Origin of the sequence: Sphingomonas yabuuchiae (assembly GCF_001477495.1) — a bacterium.
Classification (GTDB): domain Bacteria; phylum Pseudomonadota; class Alphaproteobacteria; order Sphingomonadales; family Sphingomonadaceae; genus Sphingomonas; species Sphingomonas yabuuchiae_A.
In genome coordinates this window covers 1-14,849 of sequence record NZ_LDTF01000005.1, presented here as the reverse complement: position 1 = coordinate 14,849, position 14,849 = coordinate 1, and the positions used below count along the sequence as shown (strand labels likewise).

The following is a 14,849-nucleotide window of genomic DNA, read 5'->3' as shown; positions in this document are numbered from 1 at the left end:
GTCAACACCGCTCCCCCATATGGCACGTCAGTGGGGCGCGAGGCCCAGTTCGACGCCCGTCTTGTCATGCAGCGCGAAGCGGTCGACCAGGTCGGCGCTCGCCTGATTATAGCCGATCACCGCGACTCCGGCCCCGTCGCGCCGCAGTCGCGCGACGATCTTGTCGAGCGCACCCACGCCCGAAATATCCCAGAAGTGCGCCGCCGACACGTCGATCACGACGTCGCGGCCCGGCTCTGTCTGGAAAGCGCGGGTGAAGCGGTCGACCGAGGCGAAAAAGATCTGCCCCGTGACCCGGTAGCGCACCGTGCCCGCATTCTCGATCCGCTCGACCGCGAACAGGCGGCGGACCTTGCCCGCGAAGAAGATTCCCGACAGCAGCACGCCGACGCCCACGCCCTTCGCCAGGTCATGGGTGAGGACGACCACCGCGACCGTGGCCAGCATGACCACCGAGGAGGTCGGCGGATGGCGGCGCAGGTTCGGAATCGAGTTCCAGCTGAACGTCCCGATCGACACCATCACCATGACGGCGACCAGTGCGGGCATCGGGATTCGACCGACAAAGGGGCCAAGCCCGGCGAGCAGGATCAGCAGCACGACCCCGGCGGTCAGCGTCGACAGCCGCTTGCGCCCGCCCGAGGTGACGTTGATGACCGACTGGCCGATCATCGCGCAACCGCCCATGCCTCCGACCAGCGCGGCGGCGATGTTGGCGCCGCCCTGTCCCATGCACTCGCGCCGCTTGTCGCTGTCGGTGTCGGTCATGTCGTCGACGATCTGCGCGGTCAGCAGCGACTCCAGCAGGCCGACCGCCGCCATGGTCAGCGAATAGGGCAGGATGATGCGCAGGGTCTCGAAGGTCAGCGGCACGTTGGGCAGCGTCAGGCTGGGCAGCCCCTCGGGCAGGCGACCCATATCGCCGACCGTGCGCACCGGCAGGCCCATGGCGATGCTGATCCCCGCCAGCACCAGGATCGCGACCAGCGGCGAGGGCACCGCTCTGGTCATGCGCGGCAGCAGATAGATGATGGCGAGACCGGCGGCGACCATCGCATAGCTGTGCCAGGTCACGCCGGTCAGCTGCGGCAGCTGCGCCATGAAGATCAGGATGGCGAGCGCGTTGACGAAGCCCGTGATGACCGAGCGCGACACGAACTGCATCACCAGATCGAGGCGCAGCAGCCCCGCGGCGATCTGGATCACACCCATCAGGATGGTCGCGGCAAACAGGTAATCGACGCCATGCTCGCGGACCAGCGGCGTGACGACGACCGCGACGGCGGCGGTGGCGGCGGAGATCATCGCGGGCCGCCCGCCGGTAAAGGAAATGACGATCGCGATGGCGACCGAGGCATAGAGGCCGACGCGCGGATCGACGCCCGAGATGATCGAAAAGCCGATTGCCTCGGGAATCAGCGCCAGCGCGACGACCAGCCCGGCGAGTATGTCCCGGCCAGCCTCAGCCGGGCTCGTGAACCATTGGGTTCGGTAGGATTGAACAGTCATGAGATACCAGAATTTCGCGCATGGCGACGCGCGTCCTGACGTCAGGAGCGGGGATAGGGCCATGCATTCTGTTGTCCGGCGGATCGGCGGCCGGAATAGCCACCCGGAATTTCACCGGGTCCTTGCGAATGACAGCGCGTTTAATCGGGATGCGGGGCGAAGGGCAAGCCTTTCCGGTTCGCCTTTTTGGTTAGAGCAGAGGCACGGAGGACGCATGATGGCGATTTGCTCAATTCCTCCCCTGCAAGGGGAGGGGGACCATCCGTAGGATGGTGGAGGGGTGTCACCGGGCGTGATCGCGGTCCTACTTAACGACCGGGTACACCCCTCCGTCAGGCCTGCGGCCTGCCACCTCCCCTTGCAGGGGAGGAATGACGATCTCTCTGCGTCCTCCGCGCCTCAGCGCGAACAAAGAAGGATCACCCGAAGTCGCGACGATAGATAAGGCATCACCCGTCCGAAAGCCCCCGCTATTCCTCTTCGTCGCGCTCGTCGGGCGGACGGCGATCCTCCGGCGGTGGCCCTGCGCGGTCGGGGCGGCGGCGGCCGGGGCCGACGGTGATCGAACCGTCATCGCCCGTCCGCAGGTCGATGCCCAGGCCCTGGATGATCTCGCCGACCGGGTCGCTTTCGGTCGGGATCATCTCCTCGTCCGTACCGTTCGCCAGCGCGTCGGGATCGACCTCTTCCTGCACGACGGGGGCGGCGACCGGCGGGATGTCGAGCGCCGACTGCATGAAGGCGCGCCAGATCCGTGCGGGCACGCCGCCGCCGGACAGGCCGGGATTGGGCGTATTGTCGTCATTGCCGACCCACACGCCGACCACCAGGTCACGCGCGAAGCCGACGAACAGCGCATCGCGCGAATCCTGCGTCGTGCCCGTCTTGCCATAGGCATCGACGGTCAGCAGCGCCTGCCGCCCCGTGCCCGTCTTGATCGAGGAGGACAGCAGGTCGAGCATCCCGTCATGCACCGCCGAAGAGAAGCCCGTCTTGCGCTCGGTCAGCGACTGGTACCAGCCCTTGTCCTTGACGTCGTTCAGGCCGCGCGCGGCGACCGGATAGCTTTCATTGGCGACGGCCGCATAGGCGGCGGTCAGCTCCAGCAGGCTCACGGTCGAGGTGCCGAGGCCAATCGTCGCTTCGTTTGGGATCGGCGTGGTGATGCCCAGATCGCGCGCCGCCTTGATGACCGACTTCACGCCGACCGCCTGGGTCAGCCGGGCGGCGGCGACGTTGGACGAGCGCGCAAAGGCCTGGCGCAACGTGATCTTGCCCAGATAGCGGCCATCGCTGTTGCGCGGCTTCCACCCGGCGATATCGACCGGTTCGTCCTCGATCGTCGAATCCGGCGTCATGCCCGAACGCAGCGCGGCCAGATAGACGAACAGCTTGAACGCCGAGCCCGGCTGGCGGCGTGCCTGGGTCGCGCGGTTGAACGGGCTCTTGGAATAATCCTTGCCGCCGACCATCGCGACGACACGGCCATCGGGGCGCATCGCGACCAGCGCGACCTGCGCCTGGTTCAGCCCGGCGCTGCGCACCGTCCGCTCGGCGATCCGCTGGAGCCGGGGATTGAGCGTCGTCTGGACGGTCGCCTCGGTCTTGATCTCGCCCGCCTGGTCGCGCGCCTCGGGCAGCACCCAGTCGGCAAAATAGGTGCCGCTGGGCAGGGTCTCGGGCCGCGAGGCGAGGACGCGCTGCGGCTGGACGGCGTCGGCCTCCGCCTTGGTCAGGAAGCCCGCATCCTCCATCGCCGCGACGACGACCGCCTGCCGGGCGCGCGCGCCCTTGAGGTTGGTGGTGGGAGCCAGACGCGAGGGCGCCTTGACCAGTCCGGCCAGCATCGCCGCCTGGCCGATGTTCAGCTTGTCGGGCGTGCGGCCGAAATAATGCTTCGACGCGGCCGTGATGCCATACACATTGTCGCCGAAATAGACGTTCGACAGGTAGCGCGACAGGATCTCGTCCTTGGTCAGCCACGCCTCCAGCCAGAAGGCGATCATCGCCTCGCGGATCTTGCGGCCCGCCGTCCGGTCGGAATCGAGGAACGCGTTCTTCGCCAGCTGCTGGGTGATGGTGGATCCACCCTCGCGCACGCCGCCCGATCCGACATTGTGCCAGGCGGCGCGCAATATGCCGCGCGGGTCGACGCCCCAGTGCGAATAGAAACGCCGGTCCTCGATCGCCATGAACGCTTCGCGGACATGGGCGGGCAGCTTGGCGGCATCGACGGGCGCGCCGATGATCGCGCCGCGCCGGGCAATGGGCGTGCCGTCATCGGCGGTCAGCGTGATCGAGGGCGGCGTCGGCGGCTGGAGCGAGCGCGACAGCGGCGCGGTGACGGCCAGCCAGGCGATCGCGATGACCAGCAGGATGATGCCCGCCCCCAGACCGCGCGCGATCCAGCGGCCCCAGCGAATCTTCCGACGCGGCCGCTCGGGCGGCGCATCGTCCTCGTCGGGGCCGAAGGTCCAGCTCTGGGTCTCCGCATCATAGAGCGGATAATGCGGACCGACCGGCTCATAGGGGCGGTCCAGGGGTGTACGGTCGGGATTGAACGGGTCGGGGCGCATCTGGGGTTCCGGCGATCGGCCTCGCGTGTATTACTTTACCAGAACACCGCGCGCAAGCTCATGCACGCGTTTACCCTGTTTGCGGCACTTCCGGCAAGCGCTCCGCCGGGGGCGTGCCGGTGATGAGGCCGGCGCGGTGCGCAACGATGGTCGGCACCAGCGCCTGCCCCGCCACGTTGATCGCGGTGCGGCCCATGTCGAGGATCGGGTCGATCGCCAGCAACAGCCCCGCTCCCTCCAGCGGCAGGCCCAGCGTCGACAGGGTCAGCGTCAGCATGACGACCGCCCCGGTCAGCCCCGCCGTCGCCGCCGAGCCCAGCACCGACACCAGCACGATCAGCACATAATCGCCGACATGCAGCGGCAGGCCATAATATTGCGCAACGAACAAGGCCGAGATGGCGGGATAGATGGCGGCGCACCCGTCCATCTTGGTCGTGGCGGCAAAGGGCACGGCGAAGGCCGAATAGGCGCGCGGTACGCCCAGTCGCCGCTCGACCGCATCCTCGGTCACCGGTAGGGTGGCGATCGACGAGCGCGAGACGAAGCCCAGCTGGATGGCGGGCCAGGCGGCGGCATAGAAGCGCTTGGGCGACAGGCCGTTGGCGAGCAGCAGCAGCGGATAGACGACGAACAGCACGAGGCCGAGGCCGATATAGACCGCCAGCGCGAAGCTGCCGAGCGCGGACAGCGATTGCCAGCCATAGCGCACGATCGCATTGCCCAGCAGCGCGCCCGAGCCGAGCGGGGTCAGCCGGATCACCCAGGACAGGATACGCCGGAAGATGGCGAGCGCCGAGGCATTGAACGACAGGAAGCTCTCGCCCTTGTCGCCGACCCGCACGGCGGCGACGCCGATCGCGACCGCCATGACGATGATCTGGAGGATGTTGAACGACAGCCCGGTCTTCAGCGCGCCGCCGTCGCTCGCGCTGGTCGAGGCGGACAGGCCCAGGATGTTGGACGGGATCAGCCCGCGCAGGAAGTCGAGCCAGGACCCGGCCGTATCGGGCCGCACCGCGCTACCCGGCGCGACGCCCGCATGCAGCCCCGGTTGCAGCACGGTGCCCAGCGTCAGGCCGATGGTGACGGCGATCAGCGCGGTGATCGCGAACCAGATGAAGGTGGCGGCGACCAGCCGCGCGGCATTGTTCAGGTCGCGCAGCGCCGCGATCGACGCGACGATGGCGGTGAACACCAGCGGCACGACCAGCACCTTGAGCAACTGGACGAAGCTTTCGCCGACGATGCGCAGGCCCTCGGCCAATCCGGCCAGCCCCTGCGACCGGGCGAGCAGGCCAAGCAGCAGGCCCACGGCCATGCCGACGAACACCTGTGCGCCGAAAGAAAAACGGAATCTCATCCGACCATAGCTAGCAAGCCGGCGAAACGATCCCAATCAAGTTTTGCGTGGGGGGCGGAAAGCTCCCCAATTCGGGCCCCTTGCGGGGCGGGGGGAGAATGGTGCTGCCGGTGAGGATTGAACTCACGACCTCAGCCTTACCAAGGATGCGCTCTACCACTGAGCTACGGCAGCACTCGCGTTTCACCGCGGGAAGCGCGCCTAGAGACGATTGGGCGGGCATTGTCAAGCGACCTTTGTGCGGATTATGCGAAAAGCCATGGCAAAAGACGAACGGGCGGAGCGGCTGGCGGCGGCGCTCCGGGAAAATCTGAAGCGGCGAAAGGCCCAGGCGCGAGAGCAGGGCGAAGCGCCTGCGCCCGATGCGCCATCGCGCGACGAACCCGCCTGACCGTTCAGCGAGGGCCGATCAGCCCCAGGACCAGGGTCAGGCCGCCCAGACCCAGCGACAAGGCCCAGCGCAGCCTGGCCCAGCCCGTGATGGCCCGCATCGCGTCGCCGACCCGAAGGTCGGCCAGCGGCGTGATGATGATGACCAGACTCAGCAGGATCAGCGCGATCCGGATCGAGCCGCCCGCCAGCAGCGGCGGCAAAAGCAACGCCCATCCGATCAGGCTGGGTAGCACCGCGACCAGATAGGGCCAGACGCGTCCGTCGCGGCGGAGCAGCGCCTCCATCCACCACATGCCGCCCAGGAAGGACAGGATGAGCGCGGCGTAGAGCCCGCCGCCGATCGTCGCGGGCAGGGTCAATGCCGGATCGACCAACGCCAGCCCGACACAGGCCAGAGGCGGCAGCACACCCGCCGCGCCCAGAATCCGCGGTGGTCGTGGCAGATGGTCGTGATTCATCGCGGCATTCCCGGAAACATGGCGTTGCGGGGTGGCTACGCAGGGGGCGCGTGTTGGTTCATTCGGGGCAAGGCCCATTCCTCCCCTGCAAGGGGAGGAATGGGATGTCAGATTTCCAGCCGCAGCGACGCGCGCACCGTCCTCGGTGCGCCGGGATAGATCCACAACCGGCTGTACGAACTCGCGGCGTAGCGCGCATCGAACAGGTTGTCGGCCTCAAGCCGGAAGCGCAGCTGGTCGGTGACGGGCATCTCGACCGCCGCCTTGGCCTTCACATAGGACGGCAGCACAAGCGGCTTTGCGTCGAGCGAACCGGCCCGGTCGCCGACATAGGCGATACCGCCGCTCAGTTGCCAGTCGCGCCCGGCCAGCGGCAGTTGATGGACGACCAGCACCGTCCCCGAATGCGTCGGCACGCCCAGCACCGCCGTGGTGGCGAAGCTCTTGTCGTCGTTGCGGGCATGGACCCAGGCATAGTTGGCGATCACCTGCCACCGGCGGGCGAGACGCAGCGAGGCGTCGGCCTCGATTCCCCGGCTGTTCATCCGGCCGACCGGCGCGTTGAAGCCGGGATCGACCGGATCGGTGGTCAGGATGTTGCTCTTGGCGATGTCGAACCAGGTCATGCCCAGGTCCAGCCCGGCCCAGCGACCTGCGACGCCGACTTCGTAGCCGCGCGCTTCCTCCGGCTGGAATCCCTCGCCGGTGCGGCCGGTGCCGGAGTTGAGCAGGAAGGACTGACCCCAATTGGCATGGACCGAGACATGGTCGTCCACTGCATAGCGGGCCCCTGCACGGAACTTGACCGGCTCGTCGACGATCTGCCCGACGCCGCCGGTGCGGTTGTTGACGATCTTTTGCCGATAGGGATCGACCCGCGCCCCCCCGACCAGGGTCAGCCGGTCGGTCACCGCCCACATGTCCTGGACATAAAGGGTTCCCGCCCAGCGATTCTCGTCATTGTTGGTGAAGGGCAATAGCGACGCGGCGGTCCCGCCATAGGTCGATGCCGGATCGTAGAGATCGACCGCATAGGGCGACGCCGCCGACGGATTGCGCCGCATCCAGCGCTCGCCATAGGTCATGCGATAGCCCTTGATGCCGACGCTCAGCTGATGCCGCCCGACATTGCCCGCCAGTTCCAGCCGCGCGGCCAGATCGTCGATCACGAAATCGCGCGACCGGCGCTGGCGCCAGACCTGGGTGCCGACGATGCGCGACTGGTCCGCCGAAAAACCCTTGAGCGAGCCGGTCCGCCAGACGATGCCGCCGTTCAGCGTCCATCCGCCGCCCAGCTTCGCCAGGCCGGTCAGCTGGTGCCGTTCGTTGCGGAAGCGGGTGAGGCCGTTGGACGGCTCGCCATAATAGTTGGAGCGGGGCAGGGCATTGGCATCGTCGCCGACCGCCGGGATGCCGCGATCGAACGGCATGTCGAACTGCATGAATTCGGCCAGATAGGTCAGCCGCAACGCGTCGCTCGGCGCCCAGGTCAGCGAGGGCGAGACCACCCGCCGCTTCAGCGACACCGTGTCGCGCCAGCCGTCGCTATCCTCCGCCGCGACGACGATCCGCGCGGCGAAGGTGTCGGAGAGCGGCCCCGTGGCATCCGCCTCGACCCGGCGGGTGTCGAACGAGCCATAGGTCGCGACCAGCCGCGCGGACGACGTGAAGCGCGGCATCTTCGAGACGATGTTCACCCGGCCGCCCGGATCGACATCGCCGAAAATCGCGCCCGCCGGGCCTTTCAGCACCTCGATCCGTTCGACCGTGGCGGGGTCGCGCGGCGGCACCATGCCGCGATTGGCGATGAAGCCGTCGACATAGAATTCCGCGCCACCATCGGGAGTGCCGAGAAAGCCGCGAATCGCGAAATTGTCGAGCACGCCGCCGCGATTGTTCTGCTGACTGAACCCGCTGACCAGCTCCAGCGCGTCGTTCAGGCGATAGGTGCCCGCCGCCTGCAACACGTCCTGCTCCAGCGAGCGGCTGGACTGCGACATGCGTGCGGTCGCGGGATCGGACGACAGGGTGCGATCGACCGAGTGGCGAGTGCCCAGCACCACGATGTCCGAGCGATCCTCGGCCTGTTCGCGCCCTTCGCTGTCCTGCGCATCGGCGCACAGCGGCATGGCGCAGGACGTCATGGCAAGGGCCAGCGCGGCAAGACGGGAACGGCGAAGCGAGTGGTCGAAGACGGCCATGATTGATCCAGTGGTGTGGTATGTTGCAACGTCTCATAGGGCGACGATGCCGCAAGGCAACACTCCGGCCGGGCTATCCTGAAAAAATCGTCATGCTGCCCTTCATCGTCCGGGGTGGATGACGCGCGCCTTTGCGGCTAGTCCATCCGCCCGTGAGGATCGCGATCATCGACACCAGCACGACGCGCGCGGCGATCATCGCCGAGGGCCTGCGCGAGGCCGGACTGGACGATCAGGTGCTGATCGATCCCGCCGGGCCGATCGTCCGCCAGATCGAGGCGTGCGCGCCCGAGGTGGTCCTGATCAACCTGGAGAATCCCGGCCGCGACCTGCTGGAGGATTTCTTCGCCATGTCGCGCGCACTCGACCGGCCGATCGCGATGTTCGTCGACCAGTCGGATGCCGAAAGCGCGCTGGCGGCGGTCGATGCGGGGGTATCCGCCTATGTCGTCGACGGTCTGGCCAAGCAGCGGATCAAGCCGGTGCTCGACGTCGCGATCCGCCGCTTCCAGGCCTTTTCGCGGCTCCAGGCCGAACTGGCCGAGGCGAAGACCGCGCTGGCCGACCGCCAGACGATCGACCGGGCCAAGGCGATCCTGATGCGGCGGCGCGGGATCGACGAGCCCGCCGCTTATGCACTGCTGCGCGGCCATGCGATGCAGTCCAACCGGCGCATCGTCGAGGTGGCCGAGGCGATCGTAACCAGCGAGGCGCTGATGGGAGATATGCCGTGAGTCCCGACCGCTTCCGTATCGGCTTCGTGCCGCTGGTCGACGCCGCGCTGCCCATATTGGCGCATGAGCTGGGCTTTGCCGAGGAACAGGGCGTCGCCATCGAGATGGTGCGCGATGTCACCTGGGCGGCGGTGCGCGACCGGCTGCTGTACGGACATACCGACGCCGCGCACATGGTCGCGCCGCTCGCCATCGCGACCACGCTGGGCCGCGATCGCCCGGCGGTACCGATGGCGGTGCCCTTCGTCCTGGGGCTGAACGGCAATGCGATCACCTTCTCGACCGCGCTGGGTGAGGCCTGCGGGCTGGGCGAGGGGCTGGGCGATCCGATCGCGGTGGGGGCGGCCCTGCGCGCGGTGGCGGCGCGGCGGCGGTTGCGCTTCGGCGTGGTGCACCGCCATTCGAGCCATAACTATATGCTGCGCTACTGGCTGGCCGGGGTCGGCATCCGGCCGGATACGGATGTCGATATCGTCGTGACGAGCCCGCCCTTCGCCGCCGATGCACTGGCGGCCGGGGAGGTGGACGGTATCTGCGTCGGCGAGCCGTGGAACTCGATCGCGGTCGATCGTGGCGTGGGACGGATCGCGCTGGCCACGGCGCAAATTTGGCGGCGCGGCGTCGAGAAAGTGCTGGCGATGCGCGCCGACCAGGCCGAGGAACGGCGCGACGCGGTGCTGCGGCTGATCCGCGCGCTGCACGCGGCGGCGGCACATTTCATCGATCCCGAGACGGTCGAACAGAGCGCCGAAATCCTGTCGCGCGCCCATTATCTCGACGCGCCGATGGGGGCGATCCTGCGCGCGATCACCGACCGCATCCGCGTGGTGCCGGGTGGCGAACCGGTCCATTATCCCGATTTCATGTTCCAGTATCGCGAGGCGGCGAACTTCCCATGGCGCAGCCAGGCGGGCTGGCTCTATGCGCAGATGGTGCGGTGGGAGGGGCTGTCCTTCTCGAGTGTCGACGCCGCAACGGCGCAGGGGGTGTTCCGCCCCGACCTCTACCGCGCCGCGCTGGCCGGATCGGGCGCGCCGCTGCCGGGGGCGAGCTCCAAGCTGGAGGGCGCGCTGGTCGAGCCGATCGGGGCGGGATCGACGCAAGGACGGCTGGTGCTGGGGAGCGACCGGTTCTTCGACGGGCGGGCCTTCGATCCCGACGATATTCCGGGGTATCTGAGGGAGTTGCCGTAACGATCCTCCCCGTACCGGGGAGGATGATTTTGCTGCATTTGCGAAAGCCTCTTGCGCACGTTCGGCGAATCAGGCAATTTTCGATTCGTTCGGCAATGGCGTCGAACACGAGATAACGGCGCGGTCTGCTCCAACGACGGGGTGGCGCGCTGGCGGAAGCGGGGTTGATTCCCCTATTTCGCTTGGAGGCAACGAAGCCGCCAGGATGCGACCCGCAAGGGCCCCGCGTCCTGGCGGCTTTTTTCGTTTTGGGCCCTGGGCCCCACGGAGGCGGCACGATGGCGACGGCATTCTGGGATGACAGCAAAGCGACGAAAGCGAGCGATGACGGCGGCTTCTGGTCCAGCGGCCATACGCCGACGCTGATCGCGGCATTCCTGTATTTCGATCTGGCCTTCATGGTCTGGGTGCTGCTCGGCCCGCTCGCGCCCCAGATTTCCGCCAGCCTGGCGCTGACGCCGGCGCAAAAGGGCGTGATGGTCGCGGTGCCGACTCTGGCGGGCGCGATCCTGCGCGTCGTCAACGGCCTGCTGGTCGACCGCATCGGGCCGAAGCGCGCGGGCGCGATCAGCCAGTTGATCGTCATCGGCGGTCTCTTCTCCGCCTGGGTATTGGGGGTGAACAGCTTCGGGGGCACGCTGGCGCTGGGCGTCATTCTGGGCTTTGCGGGGGCGAGCTTCGCCATCGCACTGCCGCTCGCCAGCCGCTGGTATCCGCCCGAGCATCAGGGCAAGGCGATGGGCCTGGCAGGCATGGGCAATTCGGGCACGGTGCTGGCAGCACTTTTCGCGCCCGCGCTGGCCAAGCTGTTCGGTTGGAACGCGGTTCTGGGGCTCGCCTGCCTGCCACTGACCCTGGTCTTCTTTGCCTATATGGTGATGGCCAAGGACGCGCCGGGCGCGCCGAGCCCGCGCCGTCTGGTCGAGTATCTGGCACCCTTGAAACAGGCCGATGCCTGGTGGCTGATGGGCTTTTACGCCGTCACCTTCGGCGGGTTCGTCGGTCTGGCTGCCAGCCTGCCCATCTATTTCACCGATCGTTTCGGGCTGACCCCAGTGCAGGCGGGCTATGCCACCGCCGCGTGCGTCTTTGCCGGGTCGCTGGTGCGGCCGATGGGCGGGGCGCTGGCCGATGCGATCGGCGGGGTGAAGGCGCTGCTCGGCGTGTTCGCCGCCGCCGCGGTCACCCTGACGGGCGTGGCGATGGTCGACGGGTTCGCCGCCTCGCTGGCGCTGTTCGTCCTGTCCATGCTGGCGCTGGGCGTCGGCAACGGCTCGGTCTTTCAGCTGGTGCCGCAGCGTTTCGCGGCCGAGATCGGCGTGATGACCGGGCTGGTCGGCATGGCGGGCGGGATCGGCGGCTTCTACCTCGCCTCCTCGCTGGGCTTCGCCAAGCAGTGGACGGGCAGCTTTTCGGGCGGCTTCCTGATCTTCGCCGCGCTGGCCCTGGTCGCGCTGGCGGGCCTGATGCTGGTCAAGACCCGCTGGCGCCGCAGCTGGGGCGCGGCCGAGGGCGTGCGGATCTGATGCTATTCCTCTTCGACGGATCGAACCGATGAAACACGAAGTCGTCACCCCCGCCAAGGCCGATACGCGCGAGCATCTGATCGTCGTCGGCAACGGCATGGCCGGTTGCCGCGCGGTCGAGGAATTGCTGGCCCGCGATCCCGCCCGTTACCGCATCACCATCTTCGGCGCCGAGCCGCTGGTGAATTACAACCGGATCATGCTGTCGCCGGTGCTGGCGGGCGAGAAGACGTTCGACGAGATCGTCATCAACGGGCTGGACTGGTATGCCGACAACGGCATCACCCTGGTCAGCGGCGATCCGGTCACCGCAATCGACCGGGAAGCGCGCACCGTCACCGCCCAGAGCGGCATGGTGCTGGACTATGACCGGCTGCTGATCGCGACCGGTTCGGACCCGTTCATCATCCCGGTGCCCGGCCACGACCTGCCCGGCGTCATCAGCTTTCGCGACATGAAGGATGTCGAGCACATGCTCGCCGCCGCCGAGCGGGGTGGCAGCGCGGTGGTGATCGGCGGCGGGCTGCTGGGGCTGGAGGCCGCGCATGGCCTGAGCTTGCGCGGCATGACCGTCACCGTCCTCCATTTGATGCCGACGCTGATGGAGCGGCAGCTGGACGAGGCGGCGGGCTGGTTGCTCAAGCAGGCGCTGGAGGCGCGCGGCCAGACCGTGTTGACTGGCGCGGACACCGCCGCGATCCTGGGCGATGGCAAGGTCGAGGCGATCCGCCTGAAGGACGGGCGTGAGATCGCTGCTGATCTGGTGGTCATGGCGGTCGGCATCCGTCCTTCGGTCGCGCTGGCCCGTGCGGCGGGCCTCGAGGTCGGGCGCGGGATCAAGGTGGACGACCATATGGTCACCTCCGACCCGCGTATCCTGGCGGTCGGCGAGTGCGTCGAGCATGACGGACAGGTATACGGCCTGGTCGCGCCGCTCTGGGACATGTGCCGCAGCCTGGCCGATGCGCTGACCGACGCGCCTTCCGGCTACCGCCCTACCGCCACCGCGACCAAGCTGAAGGTCGCCGGGTTGGACGTCTTCTCGGCGGGCGATTTCGGCGGCGGCGACGGCGCGGAGGACATCGTGCTGCGCGACGCCAGCCGCGGCATCTACAAGCGTGTCGTGGTCAGGGACGACCGCATCGTCGGCGCGGTGCTCTACGGCGATACCGCCGACGGCAACTGGTATTTCGATCTGCTGAAGAAGGGCGAGAGCGTCGGCGACATTCGCGACGCGCTGATCTTCGGTCAGGCCTTTGCTTCGGGGGGCGCCTCTGCGGACCCTAAGGCGGCCGTTGCGGCGCTCTCCGACACGGCGGAGATTTGCGGCTGCAACGGCGTCACCAAGGGGCAGGTCGTCTCGTGCATCGCCAAGGGCGCGCATAGCCTGGACGCGGTCCGCGCCACTTGCAAGGCGTCGGCGAGCTGCGGCTCGTGCACCGGGCTGGTCGAGACGCTGCTCGCGCTGACACTAGGCGACGAGGTGGAGGCGGGGCCGAAGACCATGTGCAAATGCACCAGCTTCGGCCATGACGATGTCCGCCGCGAGATCGTCGCGCAGGACATGCGCTCGATCCCCGAGGTGATGCAGAAGCTGCACTGGTCGACCCCGGACGGCTGTTCGTCCTGCCGCCCCGCGCTCAATTATTATCTGCTCTGCGCGCTGCCCGGCGAATATGTCGACGACCAGCAGAGCCGCTTCGTCAACGAGCGGATGCACGCCAACATCCAGAAGGACGGCACCTATTCGGTCGTGCCGCGCATGTGGGGCGGGATCACGTCCCCCAAGGAGTTGCGCGCGATCGCCGATGTGGTCGAGAAGTTCAACGCGCCGATGGTCAAGGTCACCGGCGGCCAGCGGCTCGACATCTTCGGCATTAAGAAGGAGGACCTGCCCGCCGTCTGGGCCGACCTCAACGCCGCCGGGATGGTCAGCGGCCATGCGTACGGCAAGTCGCTCCGTACGGTGAAGACCTGTGTCGGCTCCGAATGGTGCCGCTTCGGCACGCAGGATTCGACCGGGCTGGGCGTCAAACTGGAGCGGGCGACCTGGGGCTCATGGATGCCGCACAAGTTCAAAATCGCGGTGTCGGGCTGCCCGCGCAACTGTGCCGAGGCGACGATCAAGGACTTCGGCGTGGTCTGCGTCGATTCGGGCTATGAACTCCATGTCGGCGGCAATGGCGGGATCAAGGTCCGCGCCACCGACTTGCTCTGCAAGGTCGCGACGGAAGCTGAGGCGATGGAGATGTGCGCCGCCTTCGTCCAGCTCTACCGCGAAGAGGCGCGCTATCTGGAGCGCACCGCGCCGTGGATCGAGCGGGTGGGCCTTGCATACATCCAGTCGCGCCTGTTGCCCGATGAGGAGGCGCGCGCCGAACTCGCCCGTCGCTTCTTCCATTCGCAGAGCTTCTCGCAGGATGACCCCTGGGCTGCGCGCGTCGCGGGCGAGGAACGCGAAATCCATGCGCCGATGGCGCGCTTCCAACCCGTGGGAGAGATGGCATGATTGGCGAATGGCTCGATATCGGCTGGGTCAACGAGATCCCGGTGCGCGGCAGCCGTACCGTGCAGGTCGAGGGCGGTAACGACATCGCCGTCTTCCGCACCGGCGAGAACAAGGTCTTCGCGCTGCTCGACCGCTGTCCGCACAAGCATGGGCGGCTGAGCCAGGGAATCGTTCATGGCGGCGCGGTGGCATGCCCGCTGCACAATTGGCGCATCAGCCTGTCGACGGGCGAGGCGCTGGGCGAGGACAGGGGCTGCACGCCGACCGTACCGGTAAAGATCAGCGGCGGCCGCGTGTTGATCTGCCGCGCCAGCACCCTGAAGGCGGCGGCGTGAGCATGAGGCTGCTTTCCCCCCTCCCCTTCAGGGGAGGGGTCGGGGGTGGGGC

Annotated in this window: 11 protein-coding genes, 1 tRNA gene and 1 other annotated feature; of the genes, 6 read left to right on the top strand and 6 right to left on the bottom strand. The window is 67.8% G+C overall.

Translation table 11 applies throughout. From position 1 onward, the window contains the following. Positions 1 to 27: 27 nt before the first annotated feature. The 4 genes from NS355_RS01090 to NS355_RS01075 form a co-directional block, all read right to left on the bottom strand. The gene (locus NS355_RS01090; RefSeq protein ID WP_058743972.1) at positions 28 to 1,509 is read right to left on the bottom strand and encodes a SulP family inorganic anion transporter; all 1,482 of its coding nucleotides are present in this window, start codon (positions 1,507 to 1,509) and stop codon (positions 28 to 30) included. A gap of 69 nt (positions 1,510 to 1,578) precedes the next feature. After that, positions 1,579 to 1,634, bottom strand: a sequence feature (sul1 is cis-regulatory element that is thought to sense ions involved in sulfur or methionine metabolism; They are found in Alphaproteobacteria). A gap of 345 nt (positions 1,635 to 1,979) precedes the next feature. Further along, the gene (locus NS355_RS01085; RefSeq protein WP_058743971.1) at positions 1,980 to 4,085 is read right to left on the bottom strand and encodes a transglycosylase domain-containing protein; all 2,106 of its coding nucleotides are present in this window, start codon (positions 4,083 to 4,085) and stop codon (positions 1,980 to 1,982) included. 70 nt (positions 4,086 to 4,155) lie between these two features. Next, positions 4,156 to 5,448, bottom strand: coding sequence for a dicarboxylate/amino acid:cation symporter (locus NS355_RS01080; RefSeq protein WP_058743970.1), 1,293 nt, complete (start codon positions 5,446 to 5,448; stop codon positions 4,156 to 4,158). A gap of 99 nt (positions 5,449 to 5,547) precedes the next feature. Beyond that, a tRNA-Thr gene (locus NS355_RS01075) sits at positions 5,548 to 5,622 on the bottom strand. 85 nt (positions 5,623 to 5,707) lie between these two features. On the opposite strand from NS355_RS01075, the gene NS355_RS19365 reads away from it, so the two are divergent. Further along, the gene (locus tag NS355_RS19365) at positions 5,708 to 5,839 is read left to right on the top strand and encodes a hypothetical protein (protein WP_275934702.1); all 132 of its coding nucleotides are present in this window, start codon (positions 5,708 to 5,710) and stop codon (positions 5,837 to 5,839) included. Between the two features lie 4 nt (positions 5,840 to 5,843). Here the strand turns inward: NS355_RS19365 and NS355_RS01070 are convergent, their stop codons facing one another. Together NS355_RS01070 and NS355_RS01065 are read right to left on the bottom strand one after the other, a co-directional pair. Further along, positions 5,844 to 6,299: a DUF3429 domain-containing protein gene (locus NS355_RS01070; RefSeq protein WP_058743969.1), complete on the bottom strand. Its 456-nt coding sequence runs from the start codon at positions 6,297 to 6,299 to the stop codon at positions 5,844 to 5,846. A 107-nt stretch (positions 6,300 to 6,406) separates the two neighbouring features. Continuing rightward, the gene (locus NS355_RS01065) at positions 6,407 to 8,500 is read right to left on the bottom strand and encodes a TonB-dependent receptor (RefSeq protein WP_058743968.1); all 2,094 of its coding nucleotides are present in this window, start codon (positions 8,498 to 8,500) and stop codon (positions 6,407 to 6,409) included. Between the two features lie 152 nt (positions 8,501 to 8,652). Between NS355_RS01065 and NS355_RS01060 the strand changes: the two genes are divergently transcribed. The 5 genes from NS355_RS01060 (at position 8,653) to nirD (ending at position 14,797) form a co-directional block, all read left to right on the top strand. After that, positions 8,653 to 9,234 (top strand): ANTAR domain-containing response regulator, encoded by a 582-nt coding sequence (locus NS355_RS01060; protein ID WP_058743967.1) that lies wholly within the window; start codon positions 8,653 to 8,655, stop codon positions 9,232 to 9,234. Next, on the top strand, positions 9,231 to 10,427 hold the full coding sequence (locus tag NS355_RS01055; protein ID WP_058743966.1) for an ABC transporter substrate-binding protein: 1,197 nt from the start codon (positions 9,231 to 9,233) through the stop codon (positions 10,425 to 10,427). Before NS355_RS01060 ends, NS355_RS01055 begins: the two co-directional genes overlap by 4 nt. A 278-nt stretch (positions 10,428 to 10,705) precedes the next feature. Beyond that, positions 10,706 to 11,953: a nitrate/nitrite transporter gene (locus tag NS355_RS01050; RefSeq protein WP_058743965.1), complete on the top strand. Its 1,248-nt coding sequence runs from the start codon at positions 10,706 to 10,708 to the stop codon at positions 11,951 to 11,953. Positions 11,954 to 11,981: 28 nt separating this feature from the next. After that, on the top strand, positions 11,982 to 14,462 hold the full coding sequence (gene nirB / locus NS355_RS01045; RefSeq protein WP_058743964.1) for a nitrite reductase large subunit NirB: 2,481 nt from the start codon (positions 11,982 to 11,984) through the stop codon (positions 14,460 to 14,462). Beyond that, positions 14,459 to 14,797 carry a nitrite reductase small subunit NirD gene (nirD, locus tag NS355_RS01040; protein ID WP_209445002.1) on the top strand — a complete coding sequence of 113 codons (339 nt, stop codon included), beginning with the start codon at positions 14,459 to 14,461 and terminating at the stop codon, positions 14,795 to 14,797. The genes nirB and nirD overlap by 4 nt, the downstream gene beginning before the upstream one ends. Positions 14,798 to 14,849 lie beyond the last annotated feature (52 nt).

Bases quoted from the DNA above. Each gene is read 5' to 3' on its own strand.
- NS355_RS01090 (WP_058743972.1), bottom strand. From the start codon at position 1,509: ATGACTGTTCAATCCTACCGAACCCAATGGTTCACGAGCCCGGCTGAG.
- NS355_RS01085 (WP_058743971.1), bottom strand. From the start codon at position 4,085: ATGCGCCCCGACCCGTTCAATCCCGACCGTACACCCCTGGACCGCCCC.
- NS355_RS01080 (WP_058743970.1), bottom strand. From the start codon at position 5,448: ATGAGATTCCGTTTTTCTTTCGGCGCACAGGTGTTCGTCGGCATGGCC.
- NS355_RS19365 (WP_275934702.1), top strand. From the start codon at position 5,708: ATGGCAAAAGACGAACGGGCGGAGCGGCTGGCGGCGGCGCTCCGGGAA.
- NS355_RS01070 (WP_058743969.1), bottom strand. From the start codon at position 6,299: ATGAATCACGACCATCTGCCACGACCACCGCGGATTCTGGGCGCGGCG.
- NS355_RS01065 (WP_058743968.1), bottom strand. From the start codon at position 8,500: ATGGCCGTCTTCGACCACTCGCTTCGCCGTTCCCGTCTTGCCGCGCTG.
- NS355_RS01050 (WP_058743965.1), top strand. From the start codon at position 10,706: ATGGCGACGGCATTCTGGGATGACAGCAAAGCGACGAAAGCGAGCGAT.
- nirB (WP_058743964.1), top strand. From the start codon at position 11,982: ATGAAACACGAAGTCGTCACCCCCGCCAAGGCCGATACGCGCGAGCAT.
- nirD (WP_209445002.1), top strand. From the start codon at position 14,459: ATGATTGGCGAATGGCTCGATATCGGCTGGGTCAACGAGATCCCGGTG.